The organism is Lunatimonas sp., from assembly GCF_020832325.1.
Classification (GTDB): domain Bacteria; phylum Bacteroidota; class Bacteroidia; order Cytophagales; family Cyclobacteriaceae; genus Lunatimonas.
In genome coordinates this window covers 89,069-105,416 of record NZ_JAFIEU010000050.1, presented here as the reverse complement: position 1 = coordinate 105,416, position 16,348 = coordinate 89,069, and the positions used below count along the sequence as shown (strand labels likewise).

Genomic DNA, 16,348 nt, shown 5'->3' with positions numbered 1-16,348 from the left:
AATTTTGCTAGCTTTGATTGGAAAATAACGGCAAATATATGGTTTATTTTATAAGCGATGTGCTATCCTTTCTGGAATCCTGGGCACCCCCCGCCTACCAAGAAGGTTACGATAATGCGCAACTCATTGTGGGAAACCCAAGCACCAAAGTCACCGGCATCCTGTGCACGCTGGATGCCACGGAAGAAGTGGTAGCTGAGGCCGCCGAAAAAGGCTGCAACCTGATTATTGCCCATCACCCCATTGTATTTAAGGGCCTCAAAAGTCTTACCGGCAAGACCTATGTGGAGCGAACGGTTATCAAAGCCATTAAAGAGGACATCGCAATCTATGCCATTCACACCAATTTGGACCATGTAATGGGGGGCGTAAACAGCAAAATAGCCGAGAAACTGGGATTGACAAATACCCGAATTCTTTCTCCTAAGGCAGGCATTTTGGCCAAGCTGGTAACCTTCATCCCGGTATCGGATACTGCTCACGTACTTCAGGGACTCTTTGCAGCGGGGGCCGGGGAGATTGGAGCGTATAGAAACTGTAGCTTCCGTGTAAACGGCATCGGTACATTTTTGCCTACCGAAAAAGCCAATCCTACCCTCGGTATACGGGGCGTTTTGGAAGAAGTGGCTGAGGATCGCGTCGAGATTCTATTTCCCAAACATCTCAGCACACAGATTGTCTCCAAATTACGGCAAATTCACCCGTATGAGGAAGTAGCTTATTACCTACAGTCGCTGGAAAACGAAAACCAGGAAGTGGGCGCTGGTATGATTGGAGAGCTTGAAGCGGAAATGGACGAATTGGCATTTTTGACGTTTTTGAAATCGGCCATGAACTTGTCGATTATCCGCCATACCAAGCTGCTGGGCCGAAAAATCCGGCGCGTAGCAGTATGCGGCGGAGCGGGCATTTTCTTACTAGGCGCAGCCAAACGGGCAGGTGCAGACCTATTTATCACGGCTGATGTGAAGTACCATGAATTTTTCGATGCTGATAACCAACTAATTATAGTAGACATTGGTCACTATGAAAGTGAATTTTTTACAAAAGAACTATTAAAAGACAAATTGTCAGAGAAATTTGCTAATATTGCACTCTATTTGTCGAATGCAGTCACAAATCCCATAAGCTACTTATAATTGATGGAAAGTACCGTTGCACAGAAACTAGAAGCCATTCTCAACCTTCAAAACATAGATTCCAGATTAGACGCGATTTTTAAAGTCAGAGGTGCCCTCCCCGAAGAAGTTCAAGATTTAGAAGACGAAATTGCCGGTTACGAAACCCGGTTGTCGAAATTCGAATCGGACATTGCGGGTTTGGGTGAGGAAGTCAAAAAACACAAAGACGCTATCAAGGAATCAGAGAAGCTGATCAAAAAATACCAAGAGCAGCAAATGAACGTCCGAAACAACCGGGAGTACGACGCCATCACCAAGGAACTGGAACTGCAAGATCTGGAAATACAGGTTTCCAAAAAGAAGATCGGGGAAGCCCAACTTCGCATAGAGGAAAAAGAAAAGGACATTGAGGAAGTCAAAGAAGTTCTCAAAGACCGAAAGCACGATCTAGACCAAAAGAAAAGCGAACTGGATGTCATCGTGTCGGAAAGCGAATCTGAAGAAAATAAACTAAAGACAGACCGGGAAAAAGCATCTAAGAAAGTGGATGAACGGCTGTTTAAAAGTTACCAGAAAATTCGACAGAATGCTAAAAACGGCCTGGCAGTTGTCCTAGTGAAGCGTGGGGCATGCGGTGGCTGTTTCAATGTAGTACCACCGCAACGTCAAGCTGAAATCAGAGAGAAGAAGAAACTGATTGTTTGCGAGCATTGCGGACGTATTTTTGCCGGTGTGGAAGAGGAGGTAGAGGAAGATACCGGAACCAAAAGAAAGCGAAGCAGAGCCTAGACATATTCTAATGAAAGCCCGATCAACATCGGGCTTTTTTTTATATTTATCTCAAATTCTGAAACTTTTCTTGTGGGAATTGGTAATAATACATAAATTGGAACCATGAGAAAGACGTTGCTGATTTTGTTATTTTTGGGAATAGCTTTCGTGTCTGACGCAAAGGACAAGAAAGAGAAGACGTTTTTGGTTATTTTTGACAAGGAGGAACTTCGCCTTCACAGTACTAGCAGCACCAAAATTGAGTTAAATTTTCTGGATAATTTTCAGACCAAATCCTACGCAGGAAATTCCGATGCGGCCTTGCTTATTACTGTTCCTTTCGAAGAATGGGACGCGTGCGATATAGGTAAGGCCCTGGTAATCGTTGGGAATGATCGCTTGGTAAAACTTGAAGAGGTCGCGTTCAGAATTATCGACTTAAAGCAAACCGACAATACCTACGCACAGCTTCTCTCCAAATCCACGGAAGAGGCTAAAAACAGTAAAAAGAAGGTAGCTACTGTGAAACTAACTCTCTAAATCGGAGAACCCGTATATCCCACCAATTCATACCCTTTCTCCAGGTGGTAGTCCAGTTCGTAGCAACAAAGATTTTGATGCTTAAACTGATCCATCTCCTGCAAAGGTTTATCCAACAAAAGACACATCAAAATTCGTATCGCACGTCCGTGCATGCAAACCAAAAGATTTTCACCCCCATTGCCCGTAATATGGTCAATCGCCTTCGAAAGCCGGTTTGCTACCTGAAGCGGTGATTCACCACCTTCAATCCGATAGTCCAGTTGTCCCTCTGCCCATCGGCTTAGCATGTCCTGATAATGGTGGTGACCGTTTTCATCCATGGGTATTCCTTCATATTTGCCCCAACTGATTTCGTTTAGATCCGGAAGTGACTTGCTTGGAATACCCAATTCAAGGAACGGTTCGATTGACTGACGGGTTCGAATTAGCCCGGAGTAATAGATGTAGTCAATAGGTAGATGCTTGTTCTGCTCGAAAAAAGCCGCTGCTTGTTTTCTCCCAGTGTCATTCAGGGGCGCATCGATGCCGCTGCCTTGCACTACTCCTCTTAGGTTAAAATCGGTTTGTCCGTGTCGGACTACATAAATTTTTTTACTGCTCAAGATTTACTTATTTTTGAATGCAGGTTCAAAGAAAAAGCTTTTATCGGACAAAACATGCTATTTACGTCAAAACCCGACCTCGATTTTTTAAATAAAATGGGTCGAAACACCATGGTCGAGCATTTAGGCATTACGTTCACCGGTTACGGTGAAGACTACCTGGAGGCGGTCATGCCCGTCACGGATAAAACCAAACAACCGTTGGGTTTGTTACATGGGGGAGCAAACGTGGTGCTAGCAGAAACGCTCGGAAGCGTAGCAGGTATGCTGATGATCAATCCAGAAACTCACTATTGCGTAGGTTTGGAAATCAATGCCAATCACCTAAAGTCCGTGAAAGAAGGAACGGTCAAAGGCATCGTAAAGCCTATTCACATTGGACAAAAGACGCAAGTTTGGGAAATAAGAATTGTCACTCCGGAAGGCAAGCTTTCCTGCATAAGCCGAATCACGCTAGCCGTACTGGAAAAGAAATAATATGAATACAGTAGCAGCGACGAATACCTTTACTGCCACCGAATACCTCGAAAATGTGTGTTTAACGTCCTTAAATGGCCAATTTCAGGTTGCCATTTGGCGGAAACCCCATGCATCCAAGGTAGAGATTGTGTTAGATAGTAGTGGTGACATCCTACAGGTGTCTACTGAAATTGAAAAATTACCGGCAGGGTTTATCCTGCATCCCTTTTCCGGATTGGAAAACGAGAAGGCTTTTTTTATACCTGCTGAAACCTACCTTAGTTTCGACTTGGACCAAAATACGTACACCGAGCTCCCGGAACAACTGGTGCAGGCGACTAGCAAGGCCGGTGGATCACTGAGAGAGAAGATTTGGAAGGCGATAAAACGCGAAACAGCAGCGGAAAAGCCCACGATCGGACTTTCCACTACCAAGGAATCCTTTGTGACGATGGTGGAAAAAGCCAGGCGCGAGATTTCAGACAAAACCATGTTCAAAGTGGTGGCTGCAAAGACCAAACATCTGCCCCTAACGGAGGAATTTGATCTCGTTGGGACGTTCTTGGCACTTTGCCGGGCCTACCCCAATTCTTTTGTCAACTTCTTTCACATTCCCGGAATAGGAACGTGGATCGGTGCTACCCCCGAGGTACTGATTCAGACCAAAGGTACTACTTTTCATACGATGGCCTTGGCGGGCACCCAACGAGGGGTTGGAGAGAATCCTCTTAAAACGGCTGCGTGGACCCAAAAGGAAATTGAAGAACAGGCTTTGGTGAGCAGATACATCGTCAGTTGCTTTAAAAAAATACGCTTACGGGAATACGATGAAATCGGTCCAAAGACAAGCATGGCTGGAAATCTCCTTCACCTAAAATCCGACTTTTACGTGGATATGGAAGCTACCGGTTTTCCTCAATTGGGATCCGTCATGCTCAATTTACTGCATCCAACTTCCGCGGTATGTGGGATGCCCAAAGACACCGCCAATGCCTTCATTCAATCAAATGAAGGATTTGACAGAAGCTTTTTTGCCGGCTACCTAGGCCCAATAAACATCCAAGAGGAAACGCAGGTTTATGTCAACCTCCGTTGCGGTAGGATTTTGGAAAATGGTGCCCTCCTGTATGCCGGAGCCGGTATCACAGAAGACTCTGACCCAGAAAAGGAATGGGAAGAGACGGAAATGAAATGTGAAATCATCCGAAAATACCTCATTAACCCCGAAAGAACTTGATAGTACCCGCAATAACTGATCTGGTGAGTATATGTGCACAGCACGGCATCAAGGAAGCTGTTTTGTCCCCAGGTTCGCGGTGTGCGCCGATTTCATTGGCATTTATCCGCCATCCGAACATACACTGCCGCACCATTTCGGATGAGCGATCTGCGGCATTCGTTGCCCTTGGCATGGCCCAACAGTCTGAGATGCCAGTAGCTATGGTATGCACCAGCGGGTCCGCAGGCTACAACTATGCCCCGGCGATTGCCGAAGCGTTTTTCCAGCAGATACCCTTACTGGTGATCACAGCCGACAGGCCTCCGGAATGGATCGACCAATGGGACGGTCAAACGATCCGGCAGACGGGAATCTTCGGGAATCACGTAAAAAAAAGTTTGGTACTCCCCGATTCCTTTTCATCCGAAGACCATCTCTGGCACCTTCACCGGCTGATCAACGAGGCAATCCTAGAGGCGACGAGTTTTCCCCAAGGCCCCGTTCATATCAATGTACCATTGCGAGAGCCTTTCTATCCTGCTCCTGGAGAATCATTCGACTTTTCCAGATCCGTACCGGTTACCCAACCACTTCGTGGAACCCCAACACTCTCCCAAGAGCAGCTGATTCGGTTAAAAGAAAACATAAAAAAGTACCGCAGAATTCTCTTTGTGCCGGGACAACAAAAAAAAGACGACCGGCTAAAGGGCATGCTCGAACACATTCATAAAATCGGCACGGGGGTGGTGGTTACCGAACTGATCTCCAACCTCCAAAACGGGGATGCTATCACCCACCCAGATTTTCTACTGCAAAACACTACGGAAAAAGAACGCCTAGTGCCTGATCTGATTATCACCTTTGGAAAGAGCATCCTATCCAAATCCCTCAAGCAGTTTCTCCGTAGTACCCCTGCAAATCACTGGCACATTCAGACGCAAGGCTACGTACCAGATCCCTTTCAAAGGCTTACCAAGGTGATTCACGCAGCGCCCTCGGACTTCTTAGACTGGTTTATCTCTCAGGAACTGCAGGTTGACAAAAGCTACACCGCAGGGTGGGTGGAGGCGGAAAGCCGCATTCGACAGAAATTACCTCTAGCAATGGAAAACGCGACCTTTGGTGAATTTAAGGCGATTTACCATTGCTTAAAACATCTTCCCTACCCCTCCAAACTACACCTGGCTAACAGCATGGCCGTCCGCTATGCCAGCTTTCTTGGGATGAAAGAAAAACGGATCGAAATCCTAGCTAACCGCGGAACCAGCGGTATAGATGGGTCGAATTCCACGGCAGTGGGATGTGCCCTCACCACCAAGGAAACCGTAACCCTGATCACCGGTGACATGGCTTTCTTTTACGACCGAAATGCATTCTGGCACAATTACGACCTGCCCAATCTACGAGTCGTGGTTTTAAATAACCACGCCGGAGGAATTTTCAGACTCATCGAGGGACCAAATGCACTCCCGGAATTGGAGGAATTCTTTGAAACACGGCAGGCTCTCACCGCCAAATCACTGGCCAACGAGTTTTCTTTTGAGTACAACGCAGTTTACCATGAGTCTGAATTGCTTTCGGTCCTTCCCAATTTCTTCGAAAAATCCCTAAAACCCAAGATCCTAGAGGTCTTCTCCGATTCTGTTTCAAATGCAAAAACACTTAAAGAAATTAAGGCGGCTCTGAGATAACTTTGCCATCCTATGTCCGTAATATAAAAGTAGTAGGATTAAAAATATTCGGGCAAAATTCCAGAAACATGATTTTTTTTTTGGTAATTTTCGAAACCGATTAGGAAACTCGTATCGAATACCCTAAAAACACCTTAGTTCCATGCAATCAACGTACAACGAAAACGAAAAAACGCCTCTTAACAGCATCGAAGACTGGGAAGATGATTTGTTGGTCAGGTACCCTGAACCCAAAGATAAGCAGGCGAAAGCCAAAGAAGATTACCGCAACTACCACGATTCAGAGCGGGTAGACACGGTACGTGAATTCTATCGGTTGAACCACAAGTATCAAACGTATGATTTTGTGGTGGAAAAGGAAAAGGAGTTTCTAAAATTCGAAAAGAAAGAGATGCCATTCTGGGATGCTGTAGCTTACCTGAATACATTGGTAGATGACTCCGACCCAGATATTAACCTAGACCAGTTGCAGCACCTACTACAGACCTCAGAGGCTATACGGGCGGACGGCCACCCTGATTGGTTTGTATTAACTGGCTTTATTCACGATTTGGGAAAAGTACTCTGCTTGTTTGACGAGCCCCAATGGGCAGTTGTAGGCGATACTTTTCCTGTGGGATGCAAACACACCGATGCGATCGTGTATCCGGAGTTTTTTGCCGACAATCCAGATTCCACTGATGAGCGATACAATTCAAAATACGGGGTCTATGAGCCAAACTGCGGCTTGGATCAGGTGAAAATGTCTTGGGGACACGATGAATACCTGTATCAGATGATGAAAGACTACCTTCCGGAACCGGCTCTTTACATGATCCGATACCATTCCTTTTACGCACAGCACCGGGAAAATTCCTACGACCACTTGCTCAACGACCACGACCGAGAGATGTTCAAGTGGGTTGAGAAATTTAACCCCTACGATTTGTATTCCAAGGTGCCCGTGCCGCCGGATGCGAAAGCCCTCCGACCTTACTACGAGGATTTGGTGGCTAAATACCTTCCAGCAACCCTTAAATTTTAAGGAACGCGACTGGTATACCCGTACACCTGTATCAACACGTATCTACCAATAAACCATCCCCAAAGCTACAGCAACCTGCGGCTTTGGGGAATTTTATAACCTAACCACCTACCGGCACATGCTCACTGTTATTTCCTTCGTAGGATTTACCCTGTTTGTTGCTTTTTTATCTTGGTACAAATTACGGAAAGATGATATTCATTCCCGTGACGGATACTTTTTAGGCGGTAGAACGCTCACCGGGGGAGTTATCGCAGGTTCGATGATCCTCACGAATATTTCCACCGAACATCTTATCGGCATGAACGGGTCCGCTTACAAAAACGGTATGATCATCATCGCCTGGGAAGTTACCTCAGCCATTGCCTTGGTAATCGCCGCTTTGTACTTTTTACCCATCTACCTTAGAATGGGATTGACCACGATTCCCCAATACTTGGAAAACCGGTACGACGGAACGACTAAAGCTATTGTTGCCTTTCTGCTGATGCTGTCTTTTGTGGTAACCTTGTTGCCCATTGTCCTGTATACAGGTGCCATCAACCTGGAAAGCATCTTTAATGTGTCGGAAGTCTTAGAGGTCAGCAAGGGAGAGGGAATTTGGATTACCGTAATCGTCATTGGTGTAGTAGGATCTATCTATGCCATTTTTGGCGGGTTAAAGGCCGTGGCATTCTCTGACTCCATCAATGCCATTGGACTGGTTATTGGGGGTCTCATGGTGCCGGTATTTGCCTTATGGGATATCGGTGACGGAAGTGTCATGGAGGGGATTAAAAAAGTATACGATGCAGCACCCGAAAAATTCAATGTGATCGGTACAGAAGATTCTGTACTTCCGTTCAGTACGCTTTTTACCGGACTGATGATCAATCAGATTTATTTTTGGGGCATGAATCAGACCATCATACAGCGGGCACTAGGTGCAAAAAATATGGCTGAGGCGCAAAAAGGTCTTCTATTTACGGGCATTTTTAAAATCCTAATTCCTTTGATCATTGTATTGCCGGGTATAATTGCATTTTATTACTACGGCGAACAGTACTACGAAGATCAGGACTTTATCTACCCGGTTTTATTGATGAAGGTACTGCCTTTGAGTTTGATTGGTTTTTTTGCGGCTGTGGTCTTAGGAGCTATACTAAGCACATTCAATAGCGTCCTGAATTCGGCCGCTACGATTTTCAGCTTAGATATTTTCAAAAAATTCATCTCTCCAACTGCTACGGATAAGACATTGGTACGGGTGGGCAGAATCAGCTCCATTGTATTGGCGGCAACGGCCATTCTGGTGGCCCCGCTGGTAGGAAATGCTCCGGAAGGCTTGTACCAACTGATGCAACAGTTAAATGGGATTTTCTTTATTCCCATCGCCTCCATTCTGATTGCAGGCTTTTTTATTCCGAAAATTTCCGCGGAAGGTGCCAAAGTGGGATTGATTCTTGGCCTCTCCTTTTACCTCCTTACCACCTTTATTCTAGAATTGAACATCCATTTTATTCATATTTGGGGCATTGAGTTTGTCATTAACATGGTAGCCATGTATTTGGTCAGTATAAAATACCCCGCGAAGGTCCGCCCCGTTCATATAAATACATCTGGCCTAGACTTAAAGGAATGGAAGTATGCAAAACCCCTGGCCCTCATTTTGGTTATCTGCGTTGTATTGATCTACGTATGGTTAGCACAATAAATTTTTCCACTTTAGGAAACTTTATCTTCAAAAAAACTATTTAGGAGATGAATGCGTTAATTTTAGATAATCTCATTAATTTTGCGGTTTAATTAAAAAGATGAATCGTTTCTTGCAATTTTTATTAAAGAATGTCCTCACCAATTTTTTGGCTGTTTTTTTGGTGTGCCTATCTGTTGCAGACGGGGACGACGCGGATCACGAATTTATCCACCAAGATGTCCAAATTGCAGAGATTGATTACGATTTTGTAGATTTTCCCACATCGCTCATTCGAAACAATACCGTTAGCTTCTCGAGCCTTCAGCGGATTGCCGATGTATCTCCCTTTACCATTGATTTTAGCAAGAAAATTTCCTTTCCCTTATCTGACGCGCAGTTAAACCAGATAAGTCACACACTGCTACACCCTCTAATGTCCAACCTCGTAAAGGTGGTCATTTGTAAGAACGCTCCTTGATTTTTTTATTTCCAGTTAGTTTTCAGCGAGTCCGTTTTTAGGATCTCTGCTGCCCGAACAACTCCTCAAGCTTTATTGAACAAACGTAAATCTCGGCTTGAGTGTGTTCTATCATGCTATTTTTAAAAAAACTAATACCTTCTTACTTATACTATCCATGGAACATTCCTTTTCCTTTTCAGGGGCTTTGGCCGCTAATCGCTACCTGCCCACCAGTATGTTGATCGTCCTTGTAGTGTTGATCAGTTCGTGTAGTTCTGGAAACAGTAAAGACAACCAAGCAAATAAATTATTGGAAATCCCAGTGCTCTCACTGGAACAAATGACCATCGAAATACCCCAAACGTATGTAGCTGACATTCAAGCGCGGCAGTTTGTGGAGGTACGATCAAAAATTCAGGGCTTCGTAGAAAAAATATACGTAGACGAAGGCGAGATTGTCCGAAAAGATCAGCCCTTGTTTCAGCTATCCTCAACGGAGTACAACGAGCTGGTAAACTCTGCCACCGCTAAGCTCATGCAGTCAAAAGCGGAAGAAAAAGGGGCTTCTTTGGAGGTTGAACGGCTGAAAATACTGGTAGATAAAAACATCTTTTCATCTTCGGAATTAGAGCTTGCCCAATCTAGGTTAGATATGGCCCGGTCCGCCATCATGGAATCCGAGGCCATGCTTAAAAATGCCCGATTAGGACTATCCTACACAACCATACGAGCCCCCTTTGATGGCATGGTGGACCGAATCCCCTACAAAACGGGAAGCTTGATCAATAGCGGCGACTTACTTACCAATATCACGGATATCGATGAAATCTTTGCGTACTACAAAATCACAGAGAACGAGTACTTGGAATACATGCGAGGCCGGATCGATCGGGAAAACTTCAAAAAAGAGTCTACAGAGGGACTTAGGCACGCGCTAGAGGCAACCTTAGAAGAAGAAAAGGAAGAAATTACGCTAATTCTTTCCGACGGTCAGCTATACCAACACGTCGGAAAAGTGGAGACCATGGAGGCAGATTTTGAAAAAGGAACGGGATCTATTGCGCTCAGGGTGCGATTTCCGAACCCAGATGGCCTGCTGAAGCACGGTGCCAGTGGCAAGGTTCAAATGACCAAACCGCTGGAGAACATCTTCCTGATTCCGCAAAAAGCGACTTTTGAAATACAGGATTACACATATATCTATTTGGTTGATGCCGACAACAAAGCACAAATCAGAAGCTTCCGACCCAAAGGTAGATATGGCTTATTTTACATCGCTGACGACTTCCAAGAGGGCGACCGGATCATATTGGAGGGTATACAGCTACTGAAAGACGGAGTGGCAGTAAATCCCCAAGAAACCAGCCCCAACGATGTATACGAGACGTTGGAAACCATTGCCCAAGCTACTTTATAACATTCCTTAAAGGCAACTTAAGATGTTTGATATATTTATCAAAAGGCCGATCCTATCCACCGTAATATCTGTATTGATTACGCTGCTAGGATTGTTGGCATTGGTGTCCCTACCGGTAACCCAATTTCCAGAAATTGTGCCTCCCTCGGTCACGGTAACGGCTAAATATACCGGAGCTAATGCAGATGTATTGACGAAAGCGGTGGCCACACCGCTAGAACGTGCCATCAACGGTGTCCCGAACATGACCTATATGACCTCGGTAAACACAAACGATGGTGTTTCATTGATCACGGTGTACTTCCAAGTGGGGACCGACCCGGACCTGGCTGCGGTTAATGTGCAAAACCGGGTTTCGACAGTGTTGGATGAGCTTCCAGAAGAAGTCATCCGAGCTGGAGTTCAGACAGAAAAGGAAGTCAACTCCATGCTGCTCTACCTAAACCTGATGACCACGGACACCACGCAGGACGAGCGGTTTGTATACAACTTTGCGGACATCAACATTCTGCCCGAACTAAAACGGATCGACGGGGTGGGTTTTGCGCAGATCATGGGATTCAGGGACTATTCGATGAGGATATGGCTGAAACCTGACCGACTGGTTTCCTATGGGCTGACACCGCTGGATGTTAATCAAGCGATCCGAAAGCAAAACGTGGAAGCTGCTCCCGGTAAATCCGGCATCAGTTCAGATCGGGAGCCGCAGGCACTACAATATGTGTTAAAGTACACCGGCAAATTCAATACGGAGGAGGAGTACGAAAACATCACCTTGAAGGCACTTCCGGATGGCTCTCTGCTAAAACTCAAAGATGTAGCCGAAGTGGAATTTGGATCGCAGGAATACAGCATGGTCTCAACGACCGACGGAAGGCCTTCCGCTTCGATCATGATCAAGCAGCGCCCCGGCTCGAATGCCCGAGAGGTAATTCAAAACATAAAGGACAAAATGGAGGAATTGGAGGGTACCTCGTTTCCTCCCGGCATGGAATATAACGTTTCCTACGACGTATCTCGATTTTTGGATGCGTCCATCTTCGAGGTGGTTAAAACGTTGATAGAGGCCTTTTTGCTCGTATCTCTAGTGGTTTTTATCTTTCTCCAAGACTTCCGATCTACCCTGATTCCGGCAATTGCGGTTCCGGTATCGTTGATAGGTACCTTCTTTTTCATGAACCTATTCGGCTTTTCGCTGAACCTACTGACCCTGTTTGCGATGGTGTTGGCCATCGGAATCGTGGTTGACAATGCCATTGTGGTGGTCGAAGCCGTTCACGTGAAAATGCACAAAGACGGCTTGAATGCGAAAGATGCCACCTTTGCTGCCATGAAGGAAATTGGGGGAGCTATTATAGCGATCACACTCGTAATGTCCGCCGTGTTTGTTCCGGCAGGCTTTATGAGCGGACCGGTGGGCATCTTTTACCGGCAATTTTCATTGACCTTGGCGATCGCCATTGTCATTTCCGGTATCAACGCGCTCACCCTGTCTCCGGCACTTTGCAGCCTGCTTTTGAAACCCGTACATCATGAAGACAAAAAGGGATGGTTAAGCAGGTTCTTTACCAGCTTCAACGAAAAATACGATCGCTTTTCAGAAAAATATGGTCGATTTATCGGCGGTACTGCGGGAAGAAAATCTGTGACCTTTGGGATTTTGGTTCTGTTTTTCTTGCTGACTTTCGGTGTGGCAAGCATCCTGCCCACCGGGTTTATTCCCAATGAAGACCAAGGGATGGTTTACGTCAGCGTGACCACGCCTCCGGGATCTACCGTAGAACGTACGCAACAGGTCATGGATGACATCCAAGCGGCGCTATTGCCATTTGAGGAAGTAGAAACCGTATCCACCTTGGCCGGATACAGTCTACTGACTGAAACAGCAGGTGCCTCCTTTGGCATGGGAATGATTAATTTGGTGGATTGGGGAGATCGAGAACAGGGCGTAAACGAACTGATCTCCAAATACCAAGAAAGAACAGCCCACATCACAGGAGCTGAAATCCAGTTTTTTGCTCCGCCACCGGTACCAGGCTTTGGTAATGCATCCGGATTTGAGCTGAGGATACAAGATAAAACGGGTGGTTCATTGGACCGAACAGCAGAGACCATCGATGATTTTCTGGAGGAACTAAACACCCGACCGGAGCTAAAAGAAGTTTTTACCAACTTTGACCCTAGCTTTCCACAATACCTCCTTCGCGTAGATCATGACAAAGCGGCCAAGCTTGGGGTGTCGGTAGATGAATCCATGGACATTCTGCAAAGCTATATAGGTAGCTTTTACTCATCCAACTTTATTCGCTACGGCATGATGTACAAGGTGATGATACAAGCCCTGCCCGAATATCGGACCAACCCCGAATCCCTGTTGCGGATGTATACCAAAAACAATCAGGGGGAAATGGTACCCTATTCCAATTTTGTCACCATGGAGCGTGTATATGGTCCGGAACAGATCAGCAGGTACAACATGTTCTTGTCTGCGATGATCAATGGAGATGCGGCAGAGGGATACTCCAGTGGAGATGCAATCAAAGCAGTGGAGGAAACCGCCTTGGCTATTTTACCCAGAGGATTTGACATTGATTGGTCTGGAATTACCCGGGAACAGATCGACTCGGGCAATCAGGCAATTTACATTTTCCTGATTTGCTTGGTATTCGTATACCTGTTGTTGGCTGCCCAATACGAGAGTTACCTCCTACCCTTCCCGGTTATCCTTTCCTTGCCTGCGGGGGTTTTTGGATCCTTTCTATTGTTAAAATTGACGGGATTGGAAAACAACATTTATGCGCAGGTGTCACTGATTATGCTCATCGGTCTACTGGGTAAAAATGCCATCCTGATCATCGAGATTGCCGTGCAGTCACGCCAAAAGGGAATGGGAATCCTAGAATCCGCCGTTAACGGTGCGGTTGAAAGGCTGAGGCCCATATTGATGACCTCCTTCGCTTTCATTAGCGGACTGATTCCACTGACTATTGCATCCGGGGCTGGCGCCATAGGCAATCGAACCATCGGTACTGCGGCTGCGGGCGGCATGCTGATTGGAACCTTGGTGGGAATCGTACTGATCCCAGGCCTATACTATGTATTTGAATCGTGGGCCACTGCACTGAAGAAATCAGAAAAGCCGATGCCTGCGGAAGAATTTGTTGCGGAATTAAAGAACATCTGATACATACCATGGCGGAGAAACGATTGCTTTCTCCGCCTAGAATTATAAAAAAATGAAAATTGCAAAGTATTCGATATACAGTATTGTGGTGCTTATACCACTCCTGATTGGATGTGCACCGAGCAGAGAACCCCTCCTTACCGCTACACTACCAGATGAATTTGCGCTTGGCGCCGAGGCGGACACTAATAGCTGGGCCTTGGTTCATTGGCGGGAGTTTTTCAAAGACCCCCAATTGCAAGCGCTGATTCAGGAAGGCTTGGAAAACAACCAAGATGTACTAAAAACGTTCTACGCTATTCAACGTGCTCAAGCCAACCTGCGACAAGCCAAACTCGGACAGCTTCCCGAAGTGAATGCCTACGTTGGCACGGGAATCAGGAGGTTTGGAGAATATACCATGGATGGGGTTGGCAACGCCGATTCCAATCAGTCGCCAACGGTGCCCGAGGATAAAAAAATCCCTGACCCGTATAGGGACTTCACGTTAGGCTTGGACTTCAATTGGGAGATTGATATTTGGGGCAAACTTAGCATGCAGAAAAAGCAGGCATTAGCTCGTTACATGGAATCGGAAGAAATCTATTCCTTGGCGAAGACAAACCTCATTGCCTCGATCGCTGAGACCTACTACTTGGCAGCTGGCCTATCTGAGGAAATCCGTATCCTGGAGGAAAACATTGCTATACAGGAACGACAGTTTGAATTGGGTAAAAGTCTCAAAGAAACCGGACAGGACAGTCAGTTGTCCCTCGACCAATTTGAAGCATTATTGCTCAACTCCAGAGGTATGTTGCTCGATAAAAGAAAATTGCTACAGCATGCCAACCTCACGTTGATGCAACTGACCGCATCAGCCGATGCGGATGTGAACGTCCGACTTTTAAAGCAGACCGACAGTGTGCCAGAGGTATTGAAATTAGGGATTCCCGCCGATCTGCTGAGATTGAGACCGGATGTACGCGCGGCAGAGCGGAACCTCGAGGCACAAAACCTTCAGACCAACATCGCACGCACGGCCTTTTTCCCAACTTTCAATATAGCGGGATTGGCAGGCTTTAATGCATTTGATTTTGGCAGGCTTTTCCAGACCCCAGCATCCGCCGTATACCAAGTCGGCGGAGGACTAGTGGCCCCTGTATTCAACCGAAACAGAATTCAGGCATACTATCAGACTGCAAAGGCGGATCAACGCATCGCTTTGCTGGATTATGAACAGACAGCACTTATCAGCTACTTGGAAATACTTCGATTGGTCAATGATTTTCAATTCCTGGGAGAACAACTCGCATTGAAGTCCGAAGAAGTGAATATCCAAAAACGTTCGATCGACAACGCCATTACCATGTTCCGAATCGGATATGCGGACTACTTAGACGTAATCAACTCCCAGAGCCGCTCGCTGGAATCCGAGCTTGCCTATGTGCAGCTTCGGGTAGATAAACTACAGAACTACAGTCAACTGTACCGAGCTTTGGGAGGTGGCTGGCAATAAGCAATCATTTAAATAATCCTGTATTATGACTAGAAAAAACAATCAAATCCGAATGATCCGTCAATTGATTGACCTCTTTTCCAGCTATGGCATTCAACTTACCGGAAGAAAGAAATTCAACCATTTCCATGAGCAGTTATAAATGGACCAAATATTTGTGAATGGATTGATTTTTGAGGTCGAATACCTGCTACAGAAGCAAATAGACTGCAATTGGAACGAACTGAACAGTCCCAGCGATGTTATAAAAAAAGTTCTGGTGGAAAACTGAAAAAAGTTGCGGTGGATTAAACCCCACCGCAACTTTCTACTTTGCCCAATAATCCACTACAGTCACGTCATCCAAATGTGGCATCAGTACCTCAACGAACGCTTTATGCGCAGGATGCGGTAGGTAATCGTCGCGGTCTTTTTCTGTTTCAAAGGAAACGAAGAAACAGTGTGTCAAGCCTTTGTTCAGACCTTCTGGGCTATTGTTTGTTCCCCACTCAAAATCCTTGATCAGGCTGATTTCATCCTTCAATGCAATGAAAGCCTGCTCTACTTTTTTGATATCTTCCGCGGAGGATTCGTCTTTGAATTTCAACAAAACCACGTGTCTTAATAAGGGTTTTTCCATGTTTACTTGTTGGGTTGTAGTTTGACCTTCCTGTTCGTTTTTGCCTTCGTTGGCAGGGCTACATGCCC

General features: G+C 45.9%; 14 protein-coding genes. 12 read left to right on the top strand and 2 right to left on the bottom strand.

Annotated features, from left to right (window positions below; genetic code table 11):
* Positions 1-38: 38 nt before the first annotated feature.
* The 3 genes from JJU34_RS19625 to JJU34_RS19615 all read left to right on the top strand — a co-directional run bounded on the left by JJU34_RS19625 (position 39) and on the right by JJU34_RS19615 (position 2,432).
* Positions 39-1,139, top strand: a complete 1,101-nt coding sequence (locus tag JJU34_RS19625; protein ID WP_228694126.1) for a Nif3-like dinuclear metal center hexameric protein — start codon at positions 39-41, stop codon at positions 1,137-1,139.
* Between the two features lie 3 nt (positions 1,140-1,142).
* The gene (locus JJU34_RS19620) at positions 1,143-1,910 is read left to right on the top strand and encodes a C4-type zinc ribbon domain-containing protein (RefSeq protein ID WP_228694125.1); all 768 of its coding nucleotides are present in this window, start codon (positions 1,143-1,145) and stop codon (positions 1,908-1,910) included.
* A 105-nt stretch (positions 1,911-2,015) separates the two neighbouring features.
* On the top strand, positions 2,016-2,432 hold the full coding sequence (locus tag JJU34_RS19615) for a hypothetical protein (RefSeq protein WP_228694124.1): 417 nt from the start codon (positions 2,016-2,018) through the stop codon (positions 2,430-2,432).
* Here JJU34_RS19615 and JJU34_RS19610 read toward each other — a convergent pair.
* Complete coding sequence (locus JJU34_RS19610; protein ID WP_228694123.1) at positions 2,429-3,037, bottom strand: histidine phosphatase family protein; 609 nt, start codon at positions 3,035-3,037, stop codon at positions 2,429-2,431. The two genes, JJU34_RS19615 and JJU34_RS19610, sit on opposite strands and share 4 nt — an antisense overlap.
* A gap of 54 nt (positions 3,038-3,091) precedes the next feature.
* Between JJU34_RS19610 and JJU34_RS19605 the strand changes: the two genes are divergently transcribed.
* From JJU34_RS19605 to JJU34_RS19565, 9 genes are all read left to right on the top strand, one after another.
* Positions 3,092-3,514 (top strand): hotdog fold thioesterase, encoded by a 423-nt coding sequence (locus JJU34_RS19605; RefSeq protein ID WP_228694122.1) that lies wholly within the window; start codon positions 3,092-3,094, stop codon positions 3,512-3,514.
* 1 nt (position 3,515) lies between these two features.
* On the top strand, positions 3,516-4,733 hold the full coding sequence (locus JJU34_RS19600) for a chorismate-binding protein (protein ID WP_228694121.1): 1,218 nt from the start codon (positions 3,516-3,518) through the stop codon (positions 4,731-4,733).
* Positions 4,730-6,406, top strand: coding sequence for a 2-succinyl-5-enolpyruvyl-6-hydroxy-3-cyclohexene-1-carboxylic-acid synthase (menD, locus tag JJU34_RS19595; protein ID WP_228694120.1), 1,677 nt, complete (start codon positions 4,730-4,732; stop codon positions 6,404-6,406). Before JJU34_RS19600 ends, menD begins: the two co-directional genes overlap by 4 nt.
* A 142-nt stretch (positions 6,407-6,548) precedes the next feature.
* Positions 6,549-7,430: an inositol oxygenase gene (locus tag JJU34_RS19590; protein WP_228694119.1), complete on the top strand. Its 882-nt coding sequence runs from the start codon at positions 6,549-6,551 to the stop codon at positions 7,428-7,430.
* Positions 7,431-7,548: 118 nt separating this feature from the next.
* Positions 7,549-9,123: a solute:sodium symporter family transporter gene (locus JJU34_RS19585; RefSeq protein WP_228694118.1), complete on the top strand. Its 1,575-nt coding sequence runs from the start codon at positions 7,549-7,551 to the stop codon at positions 9,121-9,123.
* Positions 9,124-9,223: 100 nt separating this feature from the next.
* Positions 9,224-9,583 (top strand): hypothetical protein, encoded by a 360-nt coding sequence (locus tag JJU34_RS19580; RefSeq protein WP_228694117.1) that lies wholly within the window; start codon positions 9,224-9,226, stop codon positions 9,581-9,583.
* A 217-nt stretch (positions 9,584-9,800) separates the two neighbouring features.
* The gene (locus JJU34_RS19575) at positions 9,801-10,982 is read left to right on the top strand and encodes an efflux RND transporter periplasmic adaptor subunit (RefSeq protein ID WP_228694221.1); all 1,182 of its coding nucleotides are present in this window, start codon (positions 9,801-9,803) and stop codon (positions 10,980-10,982) included.
* 22 nt (positions 10,983-11,004) lie between these two features.
* Positions 11,005-14,166, top strand: coding sequence for an efflux RND transporter permease subunit (locus tag JJU34_RS19570; protein ID WP_228694116.1), 3,162 nt, complete (start codon positions 11,005-11,007; stop codon positions 14,164-14,166).
* A gap of 52 nt (positions 14,167-14,218) precedes the next feature.
* Entirely contained in the window at positions 14,219-15,661 is a 1,443-nt protein-coding gene (locus JJU34_RS19565; protein WP_228694115.1) for an efflux transporter outer membrane subunit, read from the top strand.
* A gap of 307 nt (positions 15,662-15,968) precedes the next feature.
* Here JJU34_RS19565 and JJU34_RS19560 read toward each other — a convergent pair whose 3' ends face one another.
* Positions 15,969-16,280, bottom strand: coding sequence for a Dabb family protein (locus JJU34_RS19560; RefSeq protein ID WP_228694220.1), 312 nt, complete (start codon positions 16,278-16,280; stop codon positions 15,969-15,971).
* Positions 16,281-16,348: the final 68 nt, after the last annotated feature.